Source organism: Qipengyuania sp. ABI-127-1, assembly GCA_022953095.1.
GTDB lineage: Bacteria > Pseudomonadota > Alphaproteobacteria > Sphingomonadales > Sphingomonadaceae > Qipengyuania.
Genome location: JALJCR010000001.1, coordinates 1,764,205 through 1,789,064, shown reverse-complemented (window position 1 = coordinate 1,789,064; position 24,860 = coordinate 1,764,205). Strand labels below are relative to the sequence as shown.

The window sequence follows — 24,860 nt, the reverse complement described above, 5'->3', positions numbered from 1 at the left end:
CTGTTTTGGGGTTTACTTGACCGCGCGCAGACGGGCCGTCAATGCTTGCCTGCAATGGCAGAGGAACAGTCACAGATTTCGGAAATGAGCTTCGAGCAGGCATTGCGCGAACTCGAAAGCGTGGTCCGGCGGCTCGAAAGCGGCGATGTGCCGCTCGATGAGAGCATTACGCTTTACGAACGCGGCGAAGAATTGCGCAAGGCTTGCCAATCCCGTCTCGACGCGGCGCAGGCGCGGATCGAGAAAATCGTTGCCGGAACCGATGGTAAGCCTGCGGGAACGCAGCCTTTCGACGTGGATGGCAACGCGTGAGCGTGACGATGGCGATGCCCGATTTGCTTGGCGAAGCGTTTGAGCGGGTTCAGGAAGAGGTCGACAGCGCTTTCGACGCTTTCCTGCCTGTCCCGGACGATACGCGCGCCCCCTTGATCGAGGCCATGCGCTACGCCGCGATCGGCGGTGGAAAGCGGGTTCGCCCACTGCTCGTCGTTGCGACGGCCGAACTTTTCGGCGTCGGTCGCAATGCCGCGATCAATGCGGGCTGCGCGGTCGAGGCAATCCATGCCTATTCGCTGATTCACGATGACTTGCCATGCATGGACGATGACGATCTTCGGCATGGCAAACCCACGCTTCATAAAGCCTTTGACGAGGCGGTCGCGGTGCTGGCGGGTGACTGCCTCCATGCGCTGGCCTTCGACATTCTGACCCAAGCCGACACCAGCACCGATCCCTTCGTTCGGGCCGAACTCGTCGCCACTCTCGCGCGGGCCAGCGGACATGACGGCATGGCCGGGGGGCAGATGATGGATATCGTCTCGGAAGAGGAAGAATACGATCTGAGGCAGGTCACTCGTCTGCAGCAACTCAAGACCGGTGCCCTGCTCGCCGCCAGCGTGGAAATGGGTGCCATTCTCGGCCGCGTGCCACCCGAGGGGCGGACCCATTTGCGTGCCTATGCCCGCGATATCGGCCTAGCGTTCCAGATCGCGGACGATCTCCTCGATGTGGAAGGTGATGAAGAAAGGGCAGGCAAGGCGCTGCGCAAGGACGAGGCACAGGGCAAGCAAACCTTCGTGACCCTGATGGGGCGCGAACAGGCCAGAACGCAGGCGGAAATGCTTGTCGACCAGGCGGGCCGCCATCTCGCCAGCTATGGTGAGGAGGCGCGGTTGCTGGTCGAACTGGCGCATTTCATCGTGAAGAGAGATCACTGATGACCAGACGCATCGGCATTTATCCGGGCACCTTCGACCCGATCACACTCGGCCACATGGATATTATCGAGCGCGGCGCAAAGCTGGTCGACGAACTCATTATCGGCGTCACTACCAATATCGCCAAATCGCCCATGTTCGACGACGACGAACGCATCGCCATGGTGGAACGCGAGGTGGCCGGGATCGAATGTGAGCGTGTTCGCGTGGTCGGGTTCAACTCACTGCTGGTCGATTTCGCGCGCGAGATGCATGCCGGGATCGTTATTCGCGGCATTCGCGGCGTCACCGATTTTGAGTACGAATATCAGCTGACGGGCATGAACCGCCAGTTGAACGAGGAAATCGAGACGGTTTTCCTCATGGCCGATATCGAACTGCAGCCGATCGCCAGCCGCCTGGTCAAGGAGATTGCCTTCTATGGTGGCCCGATCGACAAATTCGTCACCCCTGCCGTGCGCGCCGATGTCGAGGCGCGGGTGGAAAAGCTGGGGCGGCGCGGGCGTTGATCGCGCATAACCTATTCATTGAACGGACAGACGCCTCCCGCTAGAGGCTCCGCAATCCAGGACATTGCCACGGAATGACGATGCTTAAGACTTCGCTTGCCCTTGCTGCCGCACTAACGCTCGCCGCGACGCCCTTCGCTGCCCAGGCGCAGGACGAAAGCGCCGCCGCCGAACCGGCCGTCGATGCGCGGGTATTCACTCCGGTCAATTTCAACGTCAATGAAGACCCCGAAAACATTCTGCTGCTCGATCTCTCGACCGGCGAGCGTGTCGCAATCCGCTTGAAGCCCGACTGGGCGCCGAACCATGTCGACCGGATCAAGACGCTCACGCGTCAGGGTTTCTACGACGGGGTGATCTTCCACCGCGTGATCGACGGCTTCATGGCGCAGACGGGCGACCCGACGGGCACCGGAACCGGCGGTTCGGACCTTCCCGACATCGGTCAGGAATTCCACCGCATGCCGCATGTTCGTGGCACCGTTTCGATGGCGCGCGCTGCGAGCGAAGACAGCGCGAACAGCCAGTTCTTCATCGTCTTCTATCCGCGCCTTAACCTCGATAATAACTACACCAATTTCGGCCGGGTGATTTCGAACATGGCCGCGGTCGATGCAATCCAGCGCGGCGAACCGCCTGCAAACCCGACGCGCGTGCTCCAGGCATCGATTGCCTCAGACAACAAGCCCGTGCCGGTCAATACCGCGCCGCGCGCCGCCGACGAGATCAGCGTTGACGATCTCAACGCGCCGATCTCGGAATAGCATTTGCGCCTCGCGGCCTGCGTCCCTAAGCGGCGCGGGTCATGAAGGTCGACCTTTTCGATTTCGAACTCCCGCCCGAGCGGATCGCGCTTCGCCCCGCACGTCCGCGCGATGCCGCGCGCATGCTTGTGGTGCGCGGCGGGGGCGCGTTCGAGGATCGCGGCGTGCGCGACCTGCCGCAGATGCTGCGTGCAGGCGACGTGCTCGTCTTCAACGATACCCGCGTCATTCCCGCCCAGCTCGAAGGGCGGCGGGGCGAGGCGAAGATCGGTGCAACGTTGCACAAGCGTATCGACCTCAGGCGCTGGCAGGCCTTCGTGCGCAATGCCAAGCGCCTGCGGATCGGCGATGTGGCCGAGTTCGGCGGCGGGGTGACGGCAGTTGCCGAGGAGCGCCTTGGCGATGGCAGCTTCATCCTGTTCTTCGAAGGCGAGGAGCCGGTCGAGGTGCTGCTCGAACGGGCAGGGCGGATGCCGCTCCCGCCCTATATCGCGGGCAAGCGCGCAACCGATGCGCAGGACCGCGAGGACTACCAGACTATGTTCGCGGCAGAGGACGGAGCGGTTGCCGCTCCGACCGCCGCCTTGCACTTCACGCCCGAGTTGATCGCCGCGCTCGACGAGGCGGGGATCGGGCGCGAGACACTGACGCTGCATGTCGGGGCGGGGACCTTCCTGCCGGTCAAGGCCGACGATACCGACGATCACGCGATGCATTCCGAGTGGGGAAGGATCGAGCCGGAAGTCGCCGAAAGGCTCAATGCGGTGCGCAAGGCAGGAGGTCGGGTCATCGCCGTCGGCACCACTAGCCTGCGCCTCCTCGAAAGCGCGACGGGCGAGAACGGCGTCATCCAGCCCTTCGCAGGCGACACCGCCATCTTCATCACGCCGGGCTACAATTTCCGGGCGGTCGACGGGCTGATGACCAATTTTCATTTGCCCAGATCGACGCTGATGATGTTGGTCAGTGCACTGATGGGTCGGGAACGCATGATGGCCGCCTATGAACACGCCATCGCCAATGAGTATCGCTTCTACAGCTACGGCGATTCTTCGCTATTGCTTCCCTGATCACGAGAACAGGTTTTCGGTGTTGAGCAGTCTGTCGATGAGCGCATCGTCGGTCGGGATGCGGCCATCCAGCATGAGCATCGCGATCCCGTGTGCGATCGACCACGCTTGCAGAGCGAGCGTTTCGGCCCGTTCCGGGTTGCTGGCCAGAGCCTGCGTATAGGCGGTGAGGAGTGCGCGTGCTTCGTCGGGTCGATCACTGTCGGCAACAGGGTGACCCTGCGTGAACATTAGCCGAAACAGGGCGGGATGGGCGAGCGCAAAGCGAACATAGGTTCGCCCGGTTTCGGCGAAGCCAGCCGAGCCGCCACCGGCTTTCGCAGCGGCGGTCTGCTGTTCCTTGGCGAGCAGCTTGAGACCCTCCTGCGCCAAAGCCGCGTCCAAAGCCTGTTTGTCCGGAAAATGCCGGTAAACCGCAGTGGGAGACACGCCGACCACACGGGCGAGTTCGCGCAGGGATGGAGCCTTTCCTTCTTGCCCTTCCAACGCGCGCAGTCCGGCAACGACCAGGGCGTCATGCAAATTCCCATGATGATAGGTCGCAGGTGATGTTGACACTGTTATCATTGCCTCTATGTTTACACCGTTCACTTTAACCGGAGCGAATCGGGCATGGCAAGCGTAATCGAGAAAACCATCCGTAAGGCGGTCACCCCGGCCATTCAGGCTGTCGCCAGCATCAACCGTGCACGACTGCCACGTGCCGATGAAAACCCGTTTCTCAAAGGCGTGCACACTCCTTTGAAGGAGGAATTCACGCTCGAAAACCTGGTCGTCACCGGAACAATTCCTGCCGAGCTCGACGGTCGTTATGCCCGCATCGGCCCCAACCCGTTTGGGGAGGGCACCAAGGGTCATCACTGGTTTCTCGGCGATGGGATGGTCCACGGTGTGCGGCTGAAAAATGGCAAGGCAGAATGGTACCGCAACCGCTTCATCCGTTCGCGCGACCTTGAAGCCAAAGGCGGCCCGGCCGCCGTTGGCGGTCCCCGTCGCGGCATGGGAGACATGGTCAACACCAACGTTCTCAATATCGGCGGAAAGATCATGGCGCTGGTCGAGGCGAGCAGCTTCCCGGTCGAGCTCGACGAAAATTTCGAGAGCGTGGCTTATTCCGATTTCGGCGGCGGCCTCACCGGCTCATTCACCGCTCACCCACATCAATGCCCGACGACCGGCGAGTTTCATGCGATCTGCTACGAGGGAACGTCGCAGGACACCATTCGTCACGTGGCGATAGATCGCAACGGCACGGTCTTACGGCAGACCAAGATTGCCGTGCGTCACGGCCCTTCGATTCACGATTGCGCCCTGACCGAGAACTATATCGTGATTCTCGATCTGCCGGTGACCTTTTCGATGCAGGCGCTGATTGGGGGCCATAAGTTTCCGTATCGCTGGAATCCCGAACACAAGGCGCGTGTCGGCCTGCTGCCGCGCAACGGCAGTGGCGACGAGGTCGTCTGGCACGAGATCGACCCGTGTTATGTGTTCCATGTCGGCAATAGCTTCGAGGACAATGACGGACGTGTGATCATCGATCTGTGCGCTTACGAGACGATCTTCGATGGCGAGATGGCCGGACCCTATGGGAAGGCGCTGGGCCTCGAGCGCTGGACCGTCGACGGCAAGGGCGGGAAAGTGGTTCGCGATACGCTCGATGCGGCCGGCCAGGAATTTCCCCGTCCCGACGAGCGTTACTTCACGAAGCCGTACCGCTATCTGTGGGCCATGGGTCTGCCCGAGGATGGCGATCTGGAATTCGTCGCGCCGATGCCGTTTTACCGCCATGATCTTGAAACGGGCCAGCGCGTCCAGCGCGATTTCGGCGAGGGACGCATTCCGGGCGAGTTCGTCTTCGTGCCCCGCAGCGATGATGCGCCGGAGGGCGAGGGCTGGGTGATGGGTTACGTCATCGATCGCAACCAGGGCACGAGTGCGCTCGAGATTCTCGATGCGATGAGCCTCGATCTCGTCGCCTCAGTCCACATTCCGCACCTTATTCCGCCGGGGTTCCACGGCAACTGGATCGCCGCTAGCTAGGGATATGTGGACCCGATTCTCGAACTCAGCGGCCTGTCGAAGGTCTATCCCGGCGGGCTGAAGGCGCTCGACGATGTTGATCTCACCATTCGCAAGGGCGAGATTTTCGCGCTGCTCGGGCCGAACGGGGCAGGCAAGACCACGCTGATCGGTGCGGTTTGCGGCCTCGTGCGGCCGAGTTCCGGCACGATCCGCGCTTTCGGGCACGACATGGCGCGCGACTGGCGCGGGGCGCGCAGCCGGATCGGCCTCGTGCCGCAGGAACTCAGCACCGACATGTTCGAGCCGGTCCATAGGGCAGTCAGCTATTCGCGCGGGCTCTTCGGCCTCGCCCCCGATAAGGCGCGGATCGAGGAAATCCTTCGCAGCCTGAGCCTGTGGGACAAACGCGACGAGCGGATCATGGCGCTGTCGGGCGGGATGAAACGTCGCGTGCTGATCGCGAAGGCGCTGGCCCACGAGCCTGATCTGCTCTTCCTCGACGAGCCCACCGCCGGGGTCGATGTCGAATTGCGCAAGGGTATGTGGGCGATCATCGACGAGATGCGTTCGCGCGGCGTCACCATTATTCTGACCACGCATTACATCGAGGAAGCCGAGATGATGGCCGACCGCGTCGGTATCATCAATCGCGGGCGTCTCCTGATGGTCGACGAGAAGGATGCGATGATGGCGCGGCTAGGGCGGACCGAAGCACACATCACGCTCGCCGAACCGCGAAGCTCCCTGCCGCCGCAAATCGCGCGTTTCCCGGTGGAGCTGGAAGAAAGCGGTACCTCTCTGCGCTATCGCGGCGGCGATGGCACGGGGAAGGGCAAGACCGAAGTCGCGGATCTCACCAAGGCGCTGATCGCGGCAGGTATAGACTATACCGGGATCGATACGCGCGAGAGCAGCCTCGAGGACATTTTCGTTACGTTTCTCGGCGAAGAGGGGGGCGCGGCATGATCTCCTGGCGTTCGACATGGTCGATTTACACCCGCGAACTGATGCGCTTTCTGCGCACCGCCTTCCAGTCGGTACTCGCTCCGGTACTGACGACCTCTCTCTACTTCATTGTCTTCGGTGCTGCGATCGGCGGGCGGATGCCCGACCTTGGCGGAGTGGATTACGGGGCCTTCATCATTCCCGGCCTGCTGATGCTGACGCTGCTTGGCGAGACCACCAGCAATTCCAGCTTCGGTATCTATATGCCGCGGTTCACCGGAACGATCTACGAATTGCTCAGTGCGCCGGTTGGCGTGGCCGAAACGCTGATCGGCTTCGTCGGCGCGGCGATGACCAAGAGCCTGATCCTAGCCACGATCATCCTGCTGACTGCCCGCCTGTTCGTCGATTATTCGATTGCACATCCCTTGCTCGCGGTCTTCTATATCATGCTTGTTGCCGCGGCCTTCAGCCTGTTCGGTTTCATTCTCGGCATCTGGGCCGACAATTTTGAGAAACTCGGCATCATTCCGATGCTGTTTCTGACGCCGCTGACCTTCCTTGGTGGAACCTTCTATTCGATCGACATGCTGCCCAAACCTTGGGACACGATCGCGCTGGCCAACCCGATCGTCTATCTGGTCAGCGGCTTGCGCTGGACTTTCTACGGATCTGGGGATGTCGACATCTGGATCAGCTTCTCCATCACCTTGGGCTTTCTCGCGATCTGCGTCGGGGTGATCGCCTATATCTTCAAGACCGGATGGCGATTGCGGGCGTAATTCCCTTCGCCGTTTTTATCCGTTCCGTTCAGCCCGCCGTAAGTCGCGCGCCAACACATGTCCTCTCAGCCCGTGATCGACGGGCAAACCGAATGAGGACATTAATGAAAACCAAGAACCTCCTTGCCGCAGCACTCGCAACCGGTGCTGCAATCGCTCTTCCCTCCGCCGCTCAGGCTCAAGCCGCCGTCCCGGGTGAAGGCTTTATCGGCGTGTCCGCTGGCGTGCACAGCCTCGGTCTGGACGACGAGGTGGAAGCCGTCGTTCCCGGCCTCGATATCGACGATTCCAGCCCGATCTTCGGCGTTTTCGCCGGATATGATTTCCCCCTCGGTCAGAGCCTGTTCGCCGGCGTCGAAGCGAATTACAACTTCGGCACGGACGCGCTCGATGGCGATTATGGCGCATCGGCCCGTCTCGGTTTCCGTGCCCCAGGCGGCGTGAAAATCTATGGCCGCGCCGGATATCAGGCGATCAAGGTCGACTATAACGAGATAATCGACGACGATACGGTGAACTTCGATGCTTTTGACGATACCGAAAGCGATTTTCTCGCCGGAATCGGCGTCGACGTCCCCGTGGGCAAGGCTTTCGTCCGCGCCAACCTCGACACGATTTCCTTCGATACCATGCGCGCCACGGCAGGTGTCGGTCTTCGCTTCTGAACATATCGGCGTCCGGATCGCAAAAGCGGTCCGGACGTCTCTCTACGATTGCGGGGTGGCAGTGCGGCTAGGGAGCCGCTACGCGCGCGCCATGCGAACTGTTCTGTTTTCCCTCTCAGCTATGTCGCTGCTTGCGGGGGCACCCGCCCAGGCCGAACTGCCCGAAGGTGCTCAGGCGATGATCGATGCCGCCATCGCCACGGGCGACAAAGCGAAGGTGGCCACGGTTATCGAACTGGCGCGGAACACCTGGCCAGAAGATCGCCCGGAAATCGACGCTATCGAGAACGACTTTCGCTCCACCCTTGCTGCCAGAGAGGCAGCAGCGGCGGAAAAGGCGCAGCAGGCCCTCCGCAATGCGGGCCTCTTCGAGCGCTGGAGCGGGGAGGGCGAGCTTGGGGCCTTCCAGTCGAGTGGCAATACGGATTCGGTTGGCATCGCGGCCTCGCTCAAGCTTAAGCGCACGGGCATCGACTGGACTCATCTGGTTCGTCTACGCGCCGATTACCGCCGCCAGAACGGGGCGACCAACCGCGAACAGTACCTTGCCGCATACGAACCGCGCTGGCAGTTCGACGACGATATCTTCGCCTACGGTCTCGTGCAGTTCGAGCGTGACAGAATTCAGGGTTTTTCCGGCCGCTATTCGGTTTCCGGCGGGCTCGGCTACAAGATCGTCGACAGCAAGACGTTTCAGCTATCGCTCAAGGCCGGACCGGCCTATCGGGTGACCGAATTCACCGACGGGACGAGCTCGAACAGCCTGGCTGCGCTGGCCGGTTTCGATTTCGACTGGCAATTGCTCGATCGGCTCAAGCTGACGCAGGATCTCAATGCACTGGCGGAAACCGGCGGTGAAGCGACGATCATTCTGGAAAGGGCCAATACCTCGATCAATCTCGTCACCGGTCTTGATTTCCAGGTTAACGATCGCTTGCGTTCGCGCCTGTCCTATCAGGTCGAATATGACAGCAACCCTCCGCCGGGAAAAGTGAGCACCGATACGCACACCCGCGCGACATTGATTTACGGTTTCTGACCATGCTCGAACGCTTCTCCTTTTCCATCCGGGCAACCGATGGCACCGCGCGCACGGGGTGTATCGAAATGCAGCGGGGAGAGATCCGCACGCCTGCTTTCATGCCTGTCGGGACGGCAGCTACCGTCAAGGCGATGAAACCCGAAACGGTGCGAAAGACGGGTGCGGACATCATTCTCGGCAATACTTATCACCTGATGCTGCGGCCGGGGGCCGAGCGTGTGGCCAAGCTGGGTGGACTCCACAATTTCATGAACTGGCAGCGTCTGATCCTCACCGATAGCGGCGGCTATCAGGTGATGAGTCTGTCGGAACTGCGCAAGTTGACCGAAACGGGCGTGGAATTCCGCAGTCATATCGATGGATCGAAACACATGCTGACGCCTGAGCGAAGCATGGAAATCCAGCGCCTTCTCGGCAGCGACATCGTGATGGCCTTTGACGAATGCCCGCGCGCAGACCGCCCGCGAGAGGAGATCGCGGCGAGCATGGAAATGAGCATGCGCTGGGCAAAGCGTAGTCGCGAAGGTTTCGATGCGGGGGGGGAGCATGCCGAGCGTGCCGCGCTGTTCGGTATCCAGCAAGGCGCGCTCGACGAGGAACTGCGCAAGATCAGTGCTGACAAACTCACCGACATCGGCTTCGACGGCTATGCCATTGGCGGGCTGGCCGTGGGCGAGGGGCAGGAGGCGATGTTCGCCACGCTTGATTTCGCGCCCGGCCAACTGCCGCAGGACCGCCCGCGTTACCTTATGGGGGTGGGCAAGCCGGATGATCTCGTCGGCGCGGTGGAGCGCGGTGTCGACATGTTCGACTGCGTCCTGCCGAGCCGATCCGGCCGCAACGGTCAGGCCTTCACCTGGAACGGCCCGATAAACCTGCGCAATGCGCGCTTTGCCGAGGATCAGCAGCCGCTCGACAGTCGTTGTGCCTGCGACACCTGCGGCACCTATACGCGGGCCTATCTTCACCATCTCGTCAAATCGCAGGAAATCCTCGGCGCGATGCTGATGACCGAACACAACATCGCATTCTACCAGCAACTGATGCAGGCCATGCGCGAGGCGATCGGGCAGGGGCGCTTTGCCGCGTTCGCGCGTGAATTTCGCAGGGATTACTTGCGTTAGACCCGTCTGGCGATACTCTCGCTGGATGGAAGAGAAACCCCGGCCACTCATCGTTCCAGCCAAATGGGGCCTGCCTTTCGCGGAGGATGACGTGAAACCGGCCATACAGCGTGAACAGAGCTATATCGTCGCCTTCGCGGTGCTGACGATGATCGCCTGGCAGACCGAAATCGGAACGCTGGCATTGATGCCGTTCACTTTGCTCGCGACGTGGTTTCACGAAATGGCGCATGGCCTTACGGCTGCGGCTCTCGGTGCGGATTTTGAGCGGCTCGTGATTTACGCGAACGGTTCGGGTTTCGCTGAGTATTCGGGTACGTTGGGGGATGTTGGCCAAGCGATCGTGGCGGCAATCGGGCTGCTGGGACCGACAATCGCAGGTTGCCTGATGATTATCGCCGCGCGGTCCCGCCGTGCAACCAGATGGGGCTTGCTGGTGCTGGGCTTGGCGCTGGCGATCAGCACGGTGATTTGGGTGCGATCGATTGCCGGGTGGATCGTTTTGCCGCTCTTCGCTGTCGCTGCGGTTTGTATCGCGCTGCGCGGAAACGAGCGATGGCAGCGTATTTCGGTAGAGTTTACCGGCGTGCAAGGCGCGGTTAGCGTCTATCAAGACCTTGGCTACCTGTTTAGCCCGGGAGGTGTAGTGGGCGGTCAGTTCTTGTTGTCGGATACAGGCCGTATCGCCGAAGCGCTCTTCCTCCCGTACTGGTTCTGGGGCGGCGCGATCACTATCGCGATTGTCGCGATGGTGTGGAAGTCGCTACAGATTGCCGGCCGCTATTGATAGATGGCCAGGGCCTCGGCAGTTCTCGAACTGTTGGACATGGGATCGATCGAAGGAGCGCGACCTTCTTCCTAAGTTATGGAAGTTCTCCGTAATCGAACTATGCGATTCTACGAGGTTCGTTTTATCCCCGAATTTCGCTTTAGCGCGGCCCATCAGGACTGATGAAATTTCTTTAAATATTAGATTGTCAGATCTGCCAGCCCCTGTTTATTCTCAAAATTCAGGATGTGAGGGTCGAAGATTATGCAGATACTGTCGAAGGCGGTCGTGGCCGCCAGTCTCCTTGCGCTTGGAGGAACGGCGATTGCCCTGCCTGCCCAAGCAGAAACCCGCGAAGAAACAGCCGCACGCTACGGGGTTCGTGCGTCGGTTCTCGACATCAGTCTTTCGCCATCGGGTAACAAAATCGCGTTCATTGCACCGGGTCCGCAGCATTCGGAAGTGTTGAATGTGATCGATCTTTCCGGCGATGCATCGGTCAAGACGATTGCCGGGAACACCGAGATCAAGGCCGATATGACTCGGTGCGAGTGGGCGACGGAATCCCGGCTTGTCTGTAAAGTCTGGGTGATGACACAGAATGATCGGGGACTGTTGTTACCGTATGACCGCATGTTCGCGGTTAATGATGACGGGTCGGAATCCAAATTGTTGACCGAGCGGCGTAGTTCGAGCGCTTTAGGTATCAGGCAGGATGGCGGCGACATCGTCGCATTGGATGTGGCCGGCGAGGATGGCCATATCCTGATGACGCGTGAATATGTGAAAGAGTTTTCGACCGGAACGCGGACCGCCAATGAAAAGGAGGGGTTGGGTGTAGACTTGATCGATGTCGTCGACGGTAGCCGCCGCCCGCTGGAGCGGCCCGATGCAGAGGCGACCCGCTACATCGCAGATCAAACTGGGAGAGTTCGAATAAAAGTCCGTTCCCTTGTCGATGGTGGGGGGATACTCAAGGGGCGTCAGACTTATTTGTACCGCACGAAGGATAGCGATGCTTGGAAACGTCTAGAAGACATCAATATTGATGGAGAAACTGTCAACGGTTTCACAGCTGTTGCAGTTGATAGCGATAGGGACGTCGCGTTTGGGTTCGTAACTCGTGATGGCTTCGATGCATTGGCCGAAGTGACGCTTGACGGATCGGCCAAAGGAAGGGTGCTTCTCGCACGGGATGACGTAGACGTGGACAGGCTGATCAGGATTGGTCGCCAGCGCAGGGTAGTCGGGGCCAGTTACGCCACGGAAAAGCGTGAGGTCGAATATTTCGACAAGGAGCTGAAGGCCCTGGCCAGCAGTCTCTCGCAAGCCTTGCCGGACACGCCGCTCATCAACATCGTCGGTGCGAGCGCGGATGAAAACCGGCTGTTGATTGTCGCTTCCAGCGATACCCAGCCTGGAACCTCGTATCTTTTCGACAAGGAAACAAAGAGCCTCGAGCCGCTTCTCGCGATTCGCAATTACCTGGTCGATCGGACGATGGGAGCGATGACTTCGATTACCTATCCGGCTTCGGATGGGACCCGTATCCCTGGCTACCTCACACTGCCGCCCGGGAAAGAAGCGGTGGGACTACCCGCAATTGTCCTGCCACACGGGGGGCCCTCCGCTCGCGATGAGTGGGGGTTTGACTGGATCGTGCAGTTCTTCGTCGCGCGGGGGTATGCTGTTCTACAGCCGAATTATCGCGGATCTTCTGGTTATGGTGAAGCGTGGTATGGCCGGAATGGCTTCAAGGCCTGGGATGTCGCGATCGGCGATGTCAACGATGCCGGTCGCTGGCTTGTCAGCCAGGGCATTGCCGATCCGGAAAGGCTCGCCATCGCGGGTTGGTCTTACGGAGGGTATGCCGCGCTGCAATCCCAAGTGCTCGATCCCGAACTGTTCAAGGCGGTTGTTGCAATCGCACCGGTTACCGATCTCAAGTTTATCCGCGAGGATGCGCGGGGATATACCAATGCCCGCGTTGTGAGCCGCTTCATCGGTGAAGGCCCGCATATCGATGCAGGCAGCCCGCTACGACACGCGGAAAAATTCTCATCACCGGTCGCGCTGTTTCATGGAACACTCGATCTCAATGTCGATGTGCGGCACTCTCGTGCCATGGCGCGCGAACTCCGCAAAGCCGGAAAACAGGTCAGCTACAGTGAATACGAGGACCTCCAGCACAACCTGTCCGACAGTAAAGTAAGGACGGATATGCTGCTGGAGATCGACGCATTTCTGACCAAGGCGTTGGGTGGTTAGGCGAATTGGATTAGCCGTAGCAGGAGAGGGTGGTCTTGCATGACCCCCCCCTCTCCCTATTGTGGCGCTTGCAGGCTCGCATGGGGCAATCTTTGATGGGCAGATTCTTGCCACGCCGCACGCAGTGTTTGCGGACTTCGACAACGTATCGGGCGGAAGCGCGGGATAACCGGGAATGTGAGACCGCGTTTCGAGGGCGATCAGCGCCAACTTCGACGCACTAACGTTGTTGCTCAAGGAAATCCGGAAGCCTTGCGCGTTTCTCTTGCGGACTTGCCTGCGAGATCGAGCGCGCCATGCGTTCGATCTTTCCGCGCCATTTCGAAAGCCCTTTTTCCCAAGCTCCGTTCTTGATCGGCCCGCATGCCAATACGCGAACGGGTTTGAAGCCACAAAATCCGAGCACCTGTCGTTTCCAGCGCTTCACCAGGGCGTTCCCATACATCAGACGCAGGAACAGAGGCGGCGTGTCCATCGTCGCGATGACATCGGCCGAGCGGCCGACCATCAGCTTGTCCCACAAGGAACTGCCTTCGCGATAGGCGAAAGCGAAGCCGGGCAGGAATAGGCGATCGAGCAACCCTTTGAGTTCTGCCGGTTCGCTTCCCCACCACATGGGAAAGGCAACAACGAGGTGATCGCAGGCATCGAGTTTGGCCGCGAGCGCTCGCAACCCTGGTTCCCATTCGGTTCTACGGGCGTAACCGTAGCGCAGGATGGGCGTGAATGTGATGTCGCGGATGGCGACCACCTCCACGTCGACGTCAGGGGGCAAGGCTTGCCGATAGAGATCGAGCAAATGGGACGAAAACCGGTCGCGGTCGGGATGTCCGTCGAGCAGCAGAATCTTCATCGTCGGACACTCCCGGGCAGTGATTGACTGCTTCTTGCACCGATTTGCTTCGGACAAAAGAAAAAGGCGGCCCCGCAAGGGACCGCCTTTTTCGTGCCGCAGATTTCGCGGTTTAGCGCGAGTAGAACTCGACCACGAGGTTCGGTTCCATCGTGACCGGGTAGGGCACTTCATCGAGCTTCGGCACGCGGGTGAAGGTCACCTTGTCGTTACCGTCGGGCGCGACATAGTCGGGAATTTCGCGCTCCGGCAGGCTCTGTGCTTCGATAACCAGCGCCATTTCCTGAGCCTTCTTGCCGAGGCTGACGACGTCGCCGACCTTGACGCGGGCCGAGGCGATGTTGGTCTTCACGCCGTTGAGATAGATGTGGCCGTGGCTCACGATCTGGCGGGCGGAGAAAATGGTCGGTGCGAACTTGGCGCGATACACGACCATGTCGAGGCGCTGTTCGAGCAGACCGATCAGGTTCTGACCGGTATCGCCCTTCATGGCCGACGCTTCCTTGTAGGTGCGCTTGAACTGCTTCTCGGTCACGTCGCCGTAATAACCCTTGAGCTTCTGCTTGGCGCGCAGTTGCAGGCCGAAGTCGCTCATCTTGCTCTTGCGGCGCTGACCGTGCTGGCCGGGACCGTAGGAACGCTTGTTGACCGGAGAATTCGGGCGACCCCAGATGTTTTCACCCATCCGGCGGTCGAGTTTGTACTTGGCGCTTTTGCGCTTCGACATAGGTCTTTCCTTCAATTTGCTGAGCCACCCCGATGGTGGCCATCCAACCCGGCATCGCACCGCTGGAAGGTGTTCCAGCGCGGCTACCGCTTCACCGGGGTGCGGAGCCAATTCGCGAAGGCGCGCTCCTAGCAATATTGTGCAGCGCGTCAAGCGGTAAGATAGGCGCTCGACAAGTACGATCAAGCGGGGCAGGGCGCTGGGCCATGAATGACAATTTCAAACTGCCCGAGACCTGCACGAACATGGCGGAAGTACGGATCGGGGTGGACCAGACAGACCGTGAGTTGATGGAATTGCTCGACCGTCGGTTCGGCTATATGCGCGCCGCCGCCCGGATCAAGCCGGATCGCAACGTGGTGCGTGACGAAGCCCGCAAGGCCGAGGTGATCGAAAACGCACGGGCGGATGCCGACCGCCGCGGGCTGCCAGCAGAAGAGCTTGCGCGAATTTGGGACGATCTCGTCGAAACCTCGATCGCCTACGAATTGGTCGAATGGGACCGGATCAGGACTTAGGTTCGCGTTCCAAACTGGACAATACGCCGCGCAGGGTTCGCACCTCCAGATGGTTCCAGCCCGGCTTGGTGAGGACACCCCGCAGGGTCCGGTGGGTTGCTTCCGCGCGGGCTTCGGGCAGAAAATAGCCCTTTGGCTCCAACAGTCGTTCGACATGCCCGATCAGGCCGTCGAGCTCCTCCTGCGGTGCCGGCGGGAGGAGGTCTTCCTGCGGCGGCTGCACGAGTTCCTCGTGCTTGGACCACTCGTAAGCACATAGAATCACCGCCTGCGCCAGATTGAGCGATCCGAATTCCGGATTGATCGGAACGGTCAGGATGGCGCGGGCAAGGGCGACGTCTTCGGTTTCCAGCCCCGACCGTTCCGGGCCGAAAAGGATTGCGCTGCGGCCCTGTGCTTCGGCAATCTCCCGGCTTGCCTCTTCCGGAGTGACGACGGGCTTGGTGACCCCGCGTTTGCGAACCGTGGTTGCGTAGACATGCGCGCAATCGGCAACGGCCTCGGCAGTGGTGGCATATACGCAGGCCTGATTCAGAACGACATCCGCGCCCGCGGCCGCCGGACCCGCCGAGGGATTGGGCCACCCGTCGCGGGGTTCGACGAGGCGCATTTCGACAAGGCCGAAATTGAGCATGGCGCGAGCGGCCTTGCCGATGTTCTCGCCGAGTTGCGGCCTGACGAGAACGATGATCGGTTTGTCGGTCTCAGCCGTGCTCATGGGCAGCCGCTTCCTGCACCGTGCTGGCGAATTCCTCGAAATCGCGAGCCTCGCTGAAGTCCCGATAGACGCTGGCGAAGCGGATATAGGCCACGCTGTCGAGACCCCGCAGCCCGTCCATCACCATTTCACCGATGCGCTGAGAGGGGATTTCAGCCTCTCCGGCGGTTTCCACTTGTCTTTGAATGCCGCTGACAAGCTGGTCGATTCTCTCCTGGGGCACGTCGCGCTTTCGGCAAGCGAGCGCGATCGACTGTTCCAGCTTGCTTCGATCGAAGGATTCCCGCCTGTTGCCGCTCTTGACCACGGTCACTTCGCGCAGTTGCACGCGTTCGAAAGTCGTGAACCGGGCGCCGCAGCTCGAGCATTGACGGCGGCGGCGGATCGACGTCGAATCCTCGGTCGGACGACTGTCCTTTACCTGGCTGTCGTCGTGGGCGCAAAAAGGGCAACGCATTTACGGTCGCAGGCGTTTGTAGAGCATGAAGCCAGCGCCCGCGACAAGACCAAGCGGCCATGTCACCACGGGGAGTATCCCGCCGGCCAGGGCGCCGATGGCGGCGCCGGTCAGCACCGGTTTGGTCGAAGGGTGGCTGAGCCCTTCTTTTGCCATGTCCTTGATTTCCGCACCTGCGTCGGAAACCAGATCGTGATCCTGATGCTGCGGTTCTTTATCGTCCATCGCTCGTCTCCTCAGCGGCCCGGATAGACGGGGAAGGCGGTGCAGAGCTCGGCGACCTTGCCGCGCACCCGCTCTTCGACCTGTCCGTCACCTTCGGGGCCATTGCGCGATAACCCGTCTACCACTTCGCAGATCAGCGCGCCAATCCGACGGAATTCCTCGGGGCCGAAACCGCGCGTCGTACCCGCAGGCGTACCGAGGCGGATGCCGCTGGTTACGAAGGGGCTGCGGGTGTCGTAGGGAATACCGTTCTTGTTGCAGGTCAGCCAGGCGCGATCGAGACCGGCTTCGGCCGCTTTGCCCGTGACATCCTTGGCGGTGAGATCGACCAGCATCGAATGATTGTCCGTCCCGCCCGAGACAACGCGCAGTCCGTTCGCTTCGATGCCTTCGGCCAACGCACGCGCGTTTTCGACGACGCGGTGCGCATAGTCCTTGAAGTCCGGACGCAGCGCTTCACCGAATGCGACCGCCTTGGCAGCGACCACGTGCATCAGCGGGCCGCCCTGCATGCCGGGAAATACCGCCATATTGATCGGCTTGGTCAGCTCTTCGTCGTCCCACAGGATCACGCCCGACCGCGGACCGCGCAGGCTCTTGTGGGTCGTGGTAGTAACGATATGCGCATGGGGGAAAGGATTGGGATGCGCTCCGCCGGCGACGAGGCCCGAAATGTGGCTCATGTCGACCATCAGATAGGCGCCGACCTCGTCTGCCACTTTGCGGAAGGCTTCCCAGTCCCACACGCGCGAATAGGCTGTACCGCCGGCAATGATGAGCTTGGGCTTGTTGGCCTTCGCGATCGCCATGACTTCGTCCATGTCGATCAGCTCGTCATCCTTGCGCACGCCATAGCTCACCGGATTGAACCATTTGCCGCTCATATTGACCGGCGATCCGTGGGTCAGGTGGCCCCCCGAATTGAGATCGAGTCCCATGAAGGTATCGCCCGGTTGCAGCAGCGCGAGGAAGACTGCTTGGTTCATCTGGCTGCCAGAGTTGGGCTGTACGTTGGCGAAGTTGCAGCCGAACAATTGCTTCGCGCGATCGATGGCCAGCGTTTCGACCACGTCGGCGTAATCGCAACCGCCATAATAGCGCTTGCCCGGATAACCTTCCGCATATTTGTTGGTGAATACCGAGCCCGTGGCTTCGAGCACAGCACTCGACGCGATGTTCTCGCTCGCGATCAGCTCGATCTTGTCCTGTTGGCGGGCAAGTTCCTTGCGGATCGCGGCATGAATCTCGGGATCGGCCTCGGCGAGCGTGTCGTGCCAGAAACGGTCCATCGGGTCGCGGTCGGTGTTTGCGGGCTGGGTAGCCAATTCAGATCTCCGGATTGGAAAGCTTGTCGACGCGGCGCTGGTGACGGCCGCCGGCGAATTCGGTTTCAAGGAAGGCTGTAAGGCAGGCCTTGGCCATGTCGCTGCCGGTCAGGCGCGCACCCATGGCGATGCAATTCGCATCATTGTGTTCGCGCGCAAGGGATGCGGACAGGGGTTCCGAGACCAGCGCACAGCGCACGGCAGGGTTGCGATTTACGCTCATCGAAATGCCGATGCCCGAGCCACACAAGGCGACGCCGCGCTCGGCTGTGCCGTCTGCAACGACGCTCGCCAGCTTGTAGCCGAAGTCGGGATAGTCGACGCTGTCGGAGGTCTCGGGGCCGAGGTCGGCGACCTCATGACCCTGCTCGATCAACCAGTCGCGCAGCTCGGTCTTGAGGTCGATGGCGGCATGGTCGGAGGCAATGGCGATACGCATGGGGGCGGCATAGGGTTTCGAACGCCTAGCTTCCAGTGCAAATCGGATTTTGGCAGCGGTAAAAAGCCGTGGTGATCGTGAAATATCCGTTAACCAATCGCGCTTAAGAGTGATTCCATGTCGATTGATCTCAAGCTTGCCTTGCCTGCGGAAGCGCGGCCCCTGCGGTTCGAAGCGGTCGAGAGTGAATCGATCCAGCGGATATTGCATACAACCCGTGAACATCTCGGAGCCGAAATCGCCTTCGTCGGACGCTACGTCGATGGGGATCAGCGTGAGTTAATGCACGTCGATACCGATCTTGACCTGCCGATGGGAGCGGGCTTTCGCGAGCCGCGCGAAGACAGTTTCTGCTGGCATATCCTAGAAGGACGCCTGCCCGAGCTCATTCAGGACGCCGCCGACTACGAGCTTGCCAAGACCTTGCCGGTTACCAACATGCTGCCCGTGGGGTGCCATCTGAATGTCCCACTGCGGTTTTCCGATGGAGCCGTCTTCGGAAGCTTCTGCTGCGTCAGCCGCCAAGCCGATAGGACCGTAACCGAGCGCGACATGAATGTCCTTCGCGCGTTCGGAAGGCTCGCAGCCGAGCATATCGAGAGTTCGATTGCCGAAGACGAGCAATCAATGCGGCTCGATCGGAGGATTTCGGATACTATCGGACGGCGTGCGATCAACATTGTACAACAGCCGATTCATGATGTGCGGACGCAGCGTGCGGTAGGCGTCGAATGTCTATCACGTTTCGAAGACGCGCAATCTCGCGGTCCCGACAAATGGTTTGCAGAAGCCGTCGCGGTTGGACGTGGCGTCGAGCTTGAGCTGGCGGCGATCGAGCTGGCCCTCGAGACGGTGGAACATGTTCCTCCAGGCGCGTATGTTTCCATCAACGCTTCGCCGGAAACCGTGCTTTCGGGCGAAATCGTGCCCCTCATCGAAAAGCATCGCGGTCGCAACATAGTGCTCGAATTGACCGAGCACGAAAAGGTCAGTGATTTCATACGGCTGCGCGACTCACTCAGAGAGATTGCAAAATATGCGCGCATAGCCGTGGACGACGTCGGTGCTGGTTATGCAGGGCTGCGCTACCTAGTCGATCTGGCGCCCGACCTGGTGAAGCTCGATATGAGCCTGACCCGGAACATTCATCAAGACCTGGCGCGTCAGGCCTTGGCAAAGGCGATCGTGAGCTTCGCCGGAGCAATCGGTAGCAAGGTTATTGCCGAAGGCATCGAATGCCAGAACGAGCTGGATATGCTGACCCGTATAGGAATCGATTACGGCCAAGGCTACCATTTCGCCGCACCCATGTCGGTCGACGCCGCATCACGTCATTTACGGGACCATGCTTGACGGGACCGCAAACGGCCCCGCCCGGCACTACTGATCCAGGAACGAACGCATCTTGCGGCTGCGGCTCGGGTGCTTGAGCTTGCGCAGCGCCTTGGCTTCGATCTGACGGATACGTTCGCGCGTCACCGAGAACTGCTGGCCGACTTCTTCCAGCGTGTGATCGGTATTCATGCCGATGCCGAAGCGCATGCGTAGAACGCGTTCCTCGCGCGGGGTCAGGCTGGCAAGGACACGGGTGACCGTTTCCTTGAGGTTGGCCTGGATTGCCGCGTCGACCGGGATGATAGCGTTCTTGTCTTCGATGAAATCGCCGAGGTGCGAATCCTCCTCGTCGCCGATCGGCGTCTCTAGGCTGATCGGTTCCTTAGCGATTTTCATCACCTTGCGCACCTTTTCGAGCGGCATGGAGAGCTTCTCCGCCATCTCTTCGGGCGTCGGTTCGCGGCCCTGATCGTGCAGAAACTGGCGCGAGCAGCGCACCAGCTTGTTGATCGTCTCGATCATGTGGACCGGAATGCGGATCGTGCGTGCCTGGTCGGCGATCGAGCGGGTGATCGCCTGGCGAATCCACCATGTCGCATAGGTGCTGAACTTGTAACCGCGGCGGTATTCGAACTTGTCGACCGCCTTCATCAGGCCGATATTGCCTTCCTGAATGAGGTCGAGGAACTGCAGACCGCGATTGGTGTATTTCTTGGCGATCGAGATCACCAGGCGCAGGTTCGCCTCCACCATTTCTTTCTTGGCGATCCGCGCCTCGCGCTCGCCCTTCTGGACCTTGTTGACGATCCGCCGGAATTCCTCCAGTGCCATGCCGGTCTGCGCAGCGATATCGGAAATTTCGGCGCGGATGCGCTCGACCGCATCTGCTTCCTTCTCGGCGAAGGCGGCCCATTTCTTGTCTTTCTTCGCGCGCGCCTTGAGCCAGCTATCGTCGAGTTCGTTGCCGATATAGGCATCGAGGAAATCGATCCGCTTGACCTTGTGACGTTCGGCCAGGCGCAGCATCTGGCCGCCCAGAGCGGTCAGCCGACGATTGAACGCATAGAGGTTGTCGACCAGGAATTCGATCTTCGTCGCATGGAACTGGACGCTTTCCACTTCCGCGGTAAGCTGTTCGGACAGCGCTTCGTATTTCTTTTCCTTGGCGGGTGGGAAAGCGTCGCCCTTCGCCATGACATCGACGCGCTCTTTCTGGAGCTTCTCGAATTTGCCGAACAGGTCGGTGATACGGGCGAAACGTTCAATCGCGTCGGGCTTGAGCGCGGCTTCCATCTGGGCGAGCGACATGGTGTTGTCCTCGTCCTCGTCGTCGTCGCTCTTGGACGAACCCTCTTCGCCGTCCTCGTCTTCGCTGTCGTCGTCGTCTTCATCGTCGCGGATCGAAGGGCCGGCGGTTTCTTCCGAAATTTCGCCGTCATCGTCTTCCTCTTCCTCGGCCATTTTCTCGGGCGGAGGTTCCTTCGACAACATGGCATCAAGATCGAGGATTTCGCGTAGCTGCATCTCCTCGGCGTTGAGGGCTTCGGACCACTGGATGATGGCGTGGAAGGTAATCGGGCTCTGGCACAGGCCCATGATCATCATGTCGCGGCCGGCCTCGATGCGCTTGGCAATCGCGATCTCGCCCTCGCGGCTGAGCAGCTCGACCGCGCCCATTTCGCGCAGATACATACGCACCGGATCGTCGGTACGCTCGCCCGTGGCGGTCTTTTTGGCGGCCGGCTTTGCCGCTGCCTTGCTGTCCTTCTTGGCGTCGGTCGCGATTTCTTCGACCTCGGCTGCTTCTTCCGCAGCCGCTTCGGCTTCCTCGTCGTTTTCGACGATCTGCACGCCCATGTCGGAGAGGGCGGACTGGATATCCTCGATCTGGTCGGAACTCATCTCGCCTTGAGGCAGGGCGTCGTTGAGCTCGTCATATGTGACGTAACCTTTTTTCTTAGCCTTGGTGATGAGCTTCTTGACCGACGCCTCGTTGAGATCGATCAGGGGAGCGTCGCCATCGTCCTTGGTCTTCGACTTGGTGGCCATAGAGATTTCAAATCCAGTCTATTCGCTTTGGGCGGGCCGCGATCCCGCCAAGGTCAAGTATCCGATTCGCCGTCCGCTGCGGCTTTCCTGCGACCAAAACGCTTCAACCGCTCATTTAGTGCCAGCAACCGCTCGCGCAATCGGGCCTGTTCAGCGATGGAGCCTTCCGGATCGCGTTCGAAACGCACTGTGGCCGCGCCAAGCGCAGCCTCCAGCGCCGGTCTTTCGACCAGCAACGATACGGCCTCGGCCAGATCCTCGCGCGCATCAACCGGGTCGGTGCCTTCATCGAGGAAGGCGAAATGAGCTTTTGCCGGTGGGGCGGGAAGGCCTCGTTCGAGCGATATGGTCGATTGCGCGGACAAATCAAGCGTCTCTGCGGCTTCGAGCAGTGAATCGAGCGCCGGACCGACATTTTGGTCACGCCTGGCCAGTTCTGAGAGCGCTTCTTCGTGGCGCAGGATCTGGTCGGGATATTTGACCAGTCCCGCAATCACCGCGCGGGTCAGCGCATCGCGCGCACCGCCCTGCATCGCGCGGGTCAGGCTATCGCGCGCTTCGGGCGACAGCATTGGCGCGGGTTGTTTGAATTGCCCCTTCTTCCAGTCTCCGCGAGACCGGAATTCGCGCTGTGGGCGGGGCGGGAAGGCGAAGGCCGAGAAGCGCTCGAGCAGTTCGCGTTTGTAGAGCGGACCGATATCGGGGTGCTGAATGCTGTCGACATGGCCGAGAAGCCGCGCTTTGAGGCCCGCTTTCTCCTCCGGGGAATCGAGCGGCGCCGCCGCCTTTTCGAAATCCCACAGCGTGTCGAGCAGACTCGCGGGATGCGCGAGCAGTTCCTCGAGCGCGCCGACGCCTTTCTCGCGGATCAGATCGTCCGGGTCGAGCCCGGCCGGAAGGCGCACGATCGCCAGCGAATGGCCGGGCCGCAGCATCGGCAGCGCGCGCGATATCGCCCGCATGGCAGCGCGCTGGCCGGCATTGTCGCCATCGAAACACAGAATCGGTCGTTCGACCTGCCGCCACAGCAGCTCGATCTGGTTTTCGGTCAGCGCCGTGCCGAGCGGAGCAACCGCCTCCCGGATACCCGCATTGGCCAGCGCGATCGCGTCCATATAGCCTTCGACCACGATCATCCGCCCGCTTTGCCGCGCTGCGGGCGCGGCGCGGTGGAGATTGTAGAGCGTGCGGCCTTTGTCGAAGAGCGGCGTGTCGGGGCTGTTGAGGTATTTCGGCGCCTTGGGATTGGCATCGCTGTCGAGAATGCGCCCGCCGAAGGCGATCACGCGCCCGCGCGTGTCGTGGATCGGCAGCATCAGGCGCCCGCGAAAGCGGTCATAGGGTTCCTTGTCCTCGACCGTGATCCGCATGCCCGCTTCGATCAGCATGGGCTCCTCGAACTTGCTCAGCGCGCGCTTCAGCGCCTGCCGGTCTTCGGGCGCATAACCGAAGCCGAATTCGCGGATGGTCGCATCGGAAAATCCGCGCCGCCCGAGATAGCTGCGTGCCTGAATGCCATCCGCCTCCCGCAAATTGCTCTCGAACCACTCCTGCGCGGCGGCGGTCACATCGTGCAGGCTGGCGCGTTTTTCCGCTCGCTTGGCGGCTTGAGGGTCGGGGGCGGGGACTTCCATCCCGGCCTCCGCGGCCAATTCCTTCACTGCATCCATAAAGGGCATGCCGCGCTGGTCGGTCAGCCAGCGGATCGCATCGCCATGCGCCTCGCAGCCGAAGCAGTGGTAGAAGCCCTTCTCGTCATTGACATAGAAGCTGGGTGTCTTCTCGTTATGGAACGGACAGCAGGCCTTGAACTCGCGCCCTGCCTTGGTCAGCCGCAGGGTGCGACCGATCACGGCGGAAAGCGTGGTCCGCATGCGCAATTCGTCGAGCCATTGGGGACTTAGCACCGCTTACCCATATCCGTTCATGTCGAGCGCAGTCGAGACACGCTCGCGCGGTGGTTTGGCGAAATGGGACAATCGATCCCAATCCCCTGACGCCAGCGCTTCCTTCTTCGCGCGAGACCATTTCTTCACGCGCAATTCGCTTTCGAGCGCTTCGTCACGCGTTGGGAATTCGTCGGCCCAGACCAGTTTCTCGGGGCGGCGCCGAGTCGTGAAGCTGTAATATCCACCCTGATGGTGCTCGGCAATTCGGCGATCAAGATCGTCGGTAGGGCCGGTGTAATACTTCCCGTCAGCGCATTTCAGAATGTAGCACCAGAAGGGCATCGCGGTTGTCCAGGGCAACGTGTCTCGACTGCGCTCGACACGAACGGATGTTTTGGGATTCCACCAGTGTGCCGTTCGCCTCGAGCGAAGTCGAGTGGTCCGTGCAATTAGTTGCGCGAGCCCTCCACAGGCTTATCCTCAGGCGGGAAGGGGCCTGTCGCCGCGACCTGATTGCCGTCGACTTCGAACAGATAGGCTTCTGCCGGTCCTTGCGGGGGCAAGGTCGATTGCCACCAGAAGGTCACCGTGCCGCCGGGCTTCCATCCCGATCCGCGAACCACGCGCCAGATCAGGCTGCCATTATCGTTGCTGATCGAGATCGCATCGGGATCGCCCAGCACGGCCTCGGCCTCGGCGGTGGAATACCCGATCGACTGGTTGAAGCCCGCTGCCTTGCGTATCGTGCGAAACAAGGTGGGTGGGGCTTCCACGACTTCGGGGCCGTCGTCAGCGTCTCTGGTGTCGCTTTCTTCTGCCAGCGTCACCGTGTGAACATAAGTGTAGACTGTCCCTTCGGGCATCTCGCCTGGCTTGCAGTCCTCCACACCGGCGGGGCAAGCGACGTAGCTTACCAGCGTACCGACCTGGCGGTTGCGTGCGCTGAGGACAGTTTCGACCTCCGATCCTTGCGGCCCGGCGATCTTCGCGCCGAGCGTCGACAGATCGAGATCTGCGCCGACGAGGGTGCGCGGTGCAGCGACGGTCGGGGTCGGGGTAGGCGCGGGCTCCGGCTCGGGAGAGCCGCACGAGGCCAGGGCAAAGGCAATTCCGGATACGGCAAGGGACACGAAGCGCATCATCGG

At 60.8% G+C, this 24,860-nt stretch carries 27 protein-coding genes; 15 read left to right on the top strand and 12 right to left on the bottom strand.

Annotation, left to right across the window (positions count from 1 at the left end):
- The first annotated feature begins 54 nt into the window (after positions 1–54).
- The 5 genes from MUY37_RS08825 (at position 55) to queA (ending at position 3,560) form a co-directional block, all read left to right on the top strand.
- Positions 55–312, top strand: coding sequence for an exodeoxyribonuclease VII small subunit (locus MUY37_RS08825; RefSeq protein WP_499194969.1), 258 nt, complete (start codon positions 55–57; stop codon positions 310–312).
- 14 nt (positions 313–326) lie between these two features.
- The gene (locus MUY37_RS08820) at positions 327–1,217 is read left to right on the top strand and encodes a polyprenyl synthetase family protein (protein WP_499195140.1); all 891 of its coding nucleotides are present in this window, start codon (positions 327–329) and stop codon (positions 1,215–1,217) included.
- The gene (gene coaD, locus MUY37_RS08815) at positions 1,214–1,726 is read left to right on the top strand and encodes a pantetheine-phosphate adenylyltransferase (protein WP_499195139.1); all 513 of its coding nucleotides are present in this window, start codon (positions 1,214–1,216) and stop codon (positions 1,724–1,726) included. The genes MUY37_RS08820 and coaD overlap by 4 nt, the downstream gene beginning before the upstream one ends.
- A gap of 80 nt (positions 1,727–1,806) precedes the next feature.
- On the top strand, positions 1,807–2,490 hold the full coding sequence (locus MUY37_RS08810; protein ID WP_499194968.1) for a peptidylprolyl isomerase: 684 nt from the start codon (positions 1,807–1,809) through the stop codon (positions 2,488–2,490).
- Between the two features lie 41 nt (positions 2,491–2,531).
- On the top strand, positions 2,532–3,560 hold the full coding sequence (gene queA, locus MUY37_RS08805) for a tRNA preQ1(34) S-adenosylmethionine ribosyltransferase-isomerase QueA (protein WP_499194967.1): 1,029 nt from the start codon (positions 2,532–2,534) through the stop codon (positions 3,558–3,560).
- On the opposite strand, the gene MUY37_RS08800 is transcribed toward queA, so the two are convergent.
- Positions 3,561–4,127 (bottom strand): TetR/AcrR family transcriptional regulator, encoded by a 567-nt coding sequence (locus tag MUY37_RS08800; protein WP_499194966.1) that lies wholly within the window; start codon positions 4,125–4,127, stop codon positions 3,561–3,563.
- Positions 4,128–4,172: 45 nt separating this feature from the next.
- Between MUY37_RS08800 and MUY37_RS08795 the strand changes: the two genes are divergently transcribed.
- The 8 genes from MUY37_RS08795 to MUY37_RS08760 all read left to right on the top strand — a co-directional run bounded on the left by MUY37_RS08795 (position 4,173) and on the right by MUY37_RS08760 (position 13,180).
- Positions 4,173–5,603: an 8'-apo-carotenoid 13,14-cleaving dioxygenase gene (locus MUY37_RS08795; protein WP_499194965.1), complete on the top strand. Its 1,431-nt coding sequence runs from the start codon at positions 4,173–4,175 to the stop codon at positions 5,601–5,603.
- 6 nt (positions 5,604–5,609) lie between these two features.
- Positions 5,610–6,551, top strand: a complete 942-nt coding sequence (locus MUY37_RS08790) for an ABC transporter ATP-binding protein (RefSeq protein WP_499194964.1) — start codon at positions 5,610–5,612, stop codon at positions 6,549–6,551.
- Positions 6,548–7,312, top strand: a complete 765-nt coding sequence (locus MUY37_RS08785) for an ABC transporter permease (protein WP_499194963.1) — start codon at positions 6,548–6,550, stop codon at positions 7,310–7,312. The genes MUY37_RS08790 and MUY37_RS08785 overlap by 4 nt, the downstream gene beginning before the upstream one ends.
- Before the next feature lie 104 nt (positions 7,313–7,416).
- Positions 7,417–7,977 (top strand): outer membrane protein, encoded by a 561-nt coding sequence (locus MUY37_RS08780; RefSeq protein WP_499194962.1) that lies wholly within the window; start codon positions 7,417–7,419, stop codon positions 7,975–7,977.
- Positions 7,978–8,068: 91 nt separating this feature from the next.
- Positions 8,069–9,016, top strand: coding sequence for a DUF481 domain-containing protein (locus MUY37_RS08775; protein ID WP_499194961.1), 948 nt, complete (start codon positions 8,069–8,071; stop codon positions 9,014–9,016).
- A 2-nt stretch (positions 9,017–9,018) separates the two neighbouring features.
- The gene (gene tgt, locus MUY37_RS08770; protein ID WP_499194960.1) at positions 9,019–10,143 is read left to right on the top strand and encodes a tRNA guanosine(34) transglycosylase Tgt; all 1,125 of its coding nucleotides are present in this window, start codon (positions 9,019–9,021) and stop codon (positions 10,141–10,143) included.
- A gap of 25 nt (positions 10,144–10,168) precedes the next feature.
- On the top strand, positions 10,169–10,930 hold the full coding sequence (locus MUY37_RS08765; RefSeq protein WP_499194959.1) for a M50 family metallopeptidase: 762 nt from the start codon (positions 10,169–10,171) through the stop codon (positions 10,928–10,930).
- A gap of 246 nt (positions 10,931–11,176) precedes the next feature.
- Positions 11,177–13,180 (top strand): alpha/beta hydrolase family protein, encoded by a 2,004-nt coding sequence (locus MUY37_RS08760; protein ID WP_499194958.1) that lies wholly within the window; start codon positions 11,177–11,179, stop codon positions 13,178–13,180.
- Positions 13,181–13,400: 220 nt separating this feature from the next.
- Here the strand turns inward: MUY37_RS08760 and MUY37_RS08755 are convergent, their stop codons facing one another.
- Positions 13,401–14,033, bottom strand: coding sequence for an NAD(P)H-dependent oxidoreductase (locus MUY37_RS08755; protein ID WP_499194957.1), 633 nt, complete (start codon positions 14,031–14,033; stop codon positions 13,401–13,403).
- A 112-nt stretch (positions 14,034–14,145) separates the two neighbouring features.
- Complete coding sequence (gene rpsD / locus MUY37_RS08750; protein WP_499194956.1) at positions 14,146–14,760, bottom strand: 30S ribosomal protein S4; 615 nt, start codon at positions 14,758–14,760, stop codon at positions 14,146–14,148.
- Between the two features lie 206 nt (positions 14,761–14,966).
- Between rpsD and MUY37_RS08745 the strand changes: the two genes are divergently transcribed.
- Positions 14,967–15,278: a chorismate mutase gene (locus tag MUY37_RS08745; protein ID WP_499194955.1), complete on the top strand. Its 312-nt coding sequence runs from the start codon at positions 14,967–14,969 to the stop codon at positions 15,276–15,278.
- Here MUY37_RS08745 and MUY37_RS08740 read toward each other — a convergent pair.
- Genes MUY37_RS08740 through rpiB form a run of 5 tightly spaced genes read right to left on the bottom strand, consistent with a single transcriptional unit; the run spans position 15,268 to position 18,442 of the window.
- The gene (locus MUY37_RS08740; protein WP_499194954.1) at positions 15,268–15,996 is read right to left on the bottom strand and encodes an RNA methyltransferase; all 729 of its coding nucleotides are present in this window, start codon (positions 15,994–15,996) and stop codon (positions 15,268–15,270) included. The two genes, MUY37_RS08745 and MUY37_RS08740, sit on opposite strands and share 11 nt — an antisense overlap.
- Complete coding sequence (gene nrdR, locus MUY37_RS08735; protein WP_499194953.1) at positions 15,983–16,453, bottom strand: transcriptional regulator NrdR; 471 nt, start codon at positions 16,451–16,453, stop codon at positions 15,983–15,985. Before nrdR ends, MUY37_RS08740 begins: the two co-directional genes overlap by 14 nt.
- On the bottom strand, positions 16,454–16,678 hold the full coding sequence (locus tag MUY37_RS08730; RefSeq protein ID WP_499194952.1) for a hypothetical protein: 225 nt from the start codon (positions 16,676–16,678) through the stop codon (positions 16,454–16,456).
- An 11-nt stretch (positions 16,679–16,689) separates the two neighbouring features.
- Positions 16,690–17,967 carry a serine hydroxymethyltransferase gene (gene glyA, locus MUY37_RS08725; protein WP_499195138.1) on the bottom strand — a complete coding sequence of 426 codons (1,278 nt, stop codon included), beginning with the start codon at positions 17,965–17,967 and terminating at the stop codon, positions 16,690–16,692.
- A gap of 37 nt (positions 17,968–18,004) precedes the next feature.
- Positions 18,005–18,442, bottom strand: a complete 438-nt coding sequence (rpiB, locus tag MUY37_RS08720) for a ribose 5-phosphate isomerase B (RefSeq protein WP_499194951.1) — start codon at positions 18,440–18,442, stop codon at positions 18,005–18,007.
- A 117-nt stretch (positions 18,443–18,559) separates the two neighbouring features.
- Between rpiB and MUY37_RS08715 the strand changes: the two genes are divergently transcribed.
- Positions 18,560–19,795 carry a sensor domain-containing phosphodiesterase gene (locus MUY37_RS08715; RefSeq protein ID WP_499194950.1) on the top strand — a complete coding sequence of 412 codons (1,236 nt, stop codon included), beginning with the start codon at positions 18,560–18,562 and terminating at the stop codon, positions 19,793–19,795.
- Between the two features lie 27 nt (positions 19,796–19,822).
- Here MUY37_RS08715 and rpoD read toward each other — a convergent pair whose 3' ends face one another.
- From rpoD to MUY37_RS08695, 4 genes are all read right to left on the bottom strand, one after another.
- Positions 19,823–21,826: an RNA polymerase sigma factor RpoD gene (gene rpoD / locus MUY37_RS08710; RefSeq protein WP_499194949.1), complete on the bottom strand. Its 2,004-nt coding sequence runs from the start codon at positions 21,824–21,826 to the stop codon at positions 19,823–19,825.
- 53 nt (positions 21,827–21,879) lie between these two features.
- A complete protein-coding gene (gene dnaG / locus MUY37_RS08705; RefSeq protein WP_499194948.1) occupies positions 21,880–23,733 on the bottom strand; it encodes a DNA primase in 1,854 nt (617 codons plus the stop codon).
- Positions 23,734–23,736: 3 nt separating this feature from the next.
- Entirely contained in the window at positions 23,737–24,075 is a 339-nt protein-coding gene (locus MUY37_RS08700) for a GIY-YIG nuclease family protein (RefSeq protein WP_499194947.1), read from the bottom strand.
- Between the two features lie 89 nt (positions 24,076–24,164).
- On the bottom strand, positions 24,165–24,857 hold the full coding sequence (locus tag MUY37_RS08695; protein WP_499194946.1) for a hypothetical protein: 693 nt from the start codon (positions 24,855–24,857) through the stop codon (positions 24,165–24,167).
- Between the last annotated feature and the right edge of the window lie 3 nt (positions 24,858–24,860).